This window comes from Mesotoga sp. UBA5847 (genome assembly GCF_002432735.1).
Classification (GTDB): Bacteria; Thermotogota; Thermotogae; order Petrotogales; family Kosmotogaceae; genus Mesotoga.
In genome coordinates this window covers 1-2604 of sequence record NZ_DJGL01000091.1, presented here as the reverse complement: position 1 = coordinate 2604, position 2604 = coordinate 1, and the positions used below count along the sequence as shown (strand labels likewise).

The following is a 2604-nucleotide window of genomic DNA, read 5'->3' as shown; positions in this document are numbered from 1 at the left end:
GGCGAACCATGTTTTACAGCGTACAGCGGATCTTCACGAACCAGTCACCTTCGGTGGCCAGTCTTTGCTTTGCAAAGGCCAATCTCGCTTTCGGCGAGGCCATTTCCGACTTTGTCGGGCAAAAGAACCGCTGTTCGCTTTCTAAGAGACGAAGAACGCAGGAAGAGCAGAATCAGTTGGCCGTTAGAGGTTCGCCGTTCTCCTAGAGAGTATACGTCAGTTGCGGGCTATAAGAACAAAAGCTGAAGAATTGGTTCTTGTCAGCGATCAGCGATGAGCGTTTTCCAACCGGCAGTTCTACCAGCGTAGCGGAGATTCAGTTATTCTCTCCAGTCCTGCAACTTCAATCCTGGAATTCTGCTGAAGTGTTTCATGTTGTGCGTGACTAAAGTCATGTCGTTTTCGATGGCAATACCGGCTATGAGAAGATCCATATCATCCAAAGGAGTTCCGAATTTTCTAAGATACGCATAGTGCGTCGCAGCGATAGAAGCTGATTCAAGCGTAATAGGAAGTACTTCATTGAATAGACAAAACTCCAGGAATTGCTCTATTTGTCTTGTCGCTTCAATATGTCTCAAACCACTGAGGATTTCGTAGTACGTTATTATGCTGAGATAGACTTTCTCGTGACCTTTTGAATATTCTTCCATTCTGGATACTACAGAAGCATTGCCGCGGAAGAACATGGAAAGTATGTCTGTATCTAGGAGTACTGAGTCAGACATCGCGCTCCCTTCTTGCCTTTTCTCTTCGGTCTCTTAGTTCTTTGATCATAGCGTTGTATTGTTCAGAATCGATCTCTTTCCATGAGCCTGCATAGTCGGTAATCGGTTTTCTCTTTGCCTGAAGATCAGAAAGATTGGACTTACTGCTTCTGATTAGTTCCAGTAGCAGTTGAAGCTTATCTTCCGGGATATTCTCAAGCTCGTCGATCATTTGCTTCTTGATGCTAGCCGGTTTCATAAGATCACTTCCCAAAGAATTCTCGGTATTATTTTAACACGAGTTTGCAACAAAGCATTCTTACCAAAAGGGCGAGGCGGACGAGATAAGATCCCGTGCACGATCGCTACGGGATGACAGAATGAGGAGATTCGAGGGCAGGCTCTACGGGATAACGGTCTTTTCTTGCTTTCGGTCATTCTGGCGCGTACCTGGCCAGAATCTCGATCTTTGGTGCGCTTTTAAGACCAGATCCCGTGCAGTTTCATCACGGGATGACCAGGTAAGTGGATTCTGGGGCAGGCGCTACTCAGAACATCCCTTCAGGTCATCCTGGCGTGATTCAGGCCAGGATCTTGGTGTTCCGCGAAAAATGGGACAGACATAAGGAACCTGTCAGTCCCTATTTTCGCTTACAGCGGTCAGCGTCCAGCGAGAAGCGGCTCTTTGTGGGTACATACATTTGAGGACTTGTCAGTCCCTCTTTTTTGCTCTTCACAATCAACTTCGAATGCATTTGCTCGCTCCTAGGCACAACCTACCACGCGCAACGCAGCACTCACTAGGGGTTTTGGGGGTTTCGAGGGTTTTTTGATGCGTACTGAAAGTGTTCTGATATCAGAACTGGTTCTGAGGTCAGAACTAAAGGTGCAAGTAGCATAAAAAAGGAGACCTCATCATTTCTATTTGAGCAATGTAATTCTTCGTTGAGCTATGGATGTTGTCGTGAAGAGCTGTCAGATTACGGCGCGCGAATGCTCAAAGTAGAAGGCCTTGAAAGCGGGACACTCAAGAGTAAGGATAATACTATGACGGACTTATTTTGCTCCGGGCAAGAGCTTCCGTATCCTGACTCTTTCTGCAGTTATCACAACGAATTTGCCAATCATTTCACTACCATACCTTTTTATAACTTGTATTACCTGGTCTGCTTTGCGAGAATGATCCACACCAGTAAGTCTAAGGAGAACAATGCCAGGACAACTCCTCTGTTTTCTGAACACTATCTCCCCAAAGTCTTTGTCATCTGTCAAGATCAACGCGCCTAAATCTTCTGAGAGTCTCATAACTTCCTCATCTGTGATTCCTGTAGACGATTCTGCTACTGAGTACACAGAGATACCGGCTAGCCTTAGGCTAGATACTAACCTTTGATCGATGTTCTCATCAGCGAGCAAGGAAAGCGTTTCACTTCTTTTCGGCAAGAGAGTACACGTCCTCGTTGCGTAATACATCAAGAGCATAAGCGATTGCTGCCCTGACCTTCTCTTTATCTAATGAAGGATGTGCTTCAACGATTTCAGAAATCTCCATTCCAGCCGCAAGTTCTGAAAGTATGTGCTCGACAGTTATCCTTGTTCCCTTGATTACTGGTTTGCCAAGCATTATTCTTGAATCTGAATGAATGAAGTCCTTGTAATCCATCGTCAACACCTCACGAATATTATAGCATCTTAGACTTGTAGGCTCTGCAAATTGTAGGAACGGTTATACGTTAACGGTTCACCGTTCTCCGATAGTATCGGAAGATCGGTTCCGGCGTGCTGCGCCCAAGTTACTCGTTCCGGAGCTAGGAGCTTTGTTCTTGGTTCGTAAGAGCGGGAAGGTACGAGATGAAGAGAGAGAAAGAGACAGAGGGGAGAGTTCTCGTCTTCTCGT

General features: G+C 45.9%; 5 protein-coding genes. 1 reads left to right on the top strand and 4 read right to left on the bottom strand.

What is annotated here, in order from left to right:
- Window positions 1–206 (top strand): hypothetical protein (locus B3K91_RS11610; RefSeq protein WP_292595241.1); only part of this gene is annotated, 206 nt, incomplete at its 5' end.
- Window positions 207–320: 114 nt separating this feature from the next.
- Here B3K91_RS11610 and B3K91_RS11605 read toward each other — a convergent pair.
- The 4 genes from B3K91_RS11605 to B3K91_RS11590 form a co-directional block, all read right to left on the bottom strand.
- Complete coding sequence (locus B3K91_RS11605) at window positions 321–728, bottom strand: type II toxin-antitoxin system VapC family toxin (protein WP_292595238.1); 408 nt, start codon at window positions 726–728, stop codon at window positions 321–323.
- Window positions 721–966 (bottom strand): hypothetical protein, encoded by a 246-nt coding sequence (locus tag B3K91_RS11600; protein WP_292595236.1) that lies wholly within the window; start codon window positions 964–966, stop codon window positions 721–723. The genes B3K91_RS11605 and B3K91_RS11600 overlap by 8 nt, the downstream gene beginning before the upstream one ends.
- 797 nt (window positions 967–1763) lie before the next feature.
- The gene (locus B3K91_RS11595; RefSeq protein WP_292595233.1) at window positions 1764–2150 is read right to left on the bottom strand and encodes a DUF5615 family PIN-like protein; all 387 of its coding nucleotides are present in this window, start codon (window positions 2148–2150) and stop codon (window positions 1764–1766) included.
- A complete protein-coding gene (locus B3K91_RS11590) occupies window positions 2134–2370 on the bottom strand; it encodes a DUF433 domain-containing protein (RefSeq protein WP_213918989.1) in 237 nt (78 codons plus the stop codon). Before B3K91_RS11590 ends, B3K91_RS11595 begins: the two co-directional genes overlap by 17 nt.
- Window positions 2371–2604 lie beyond the last annotated feature (234 nt).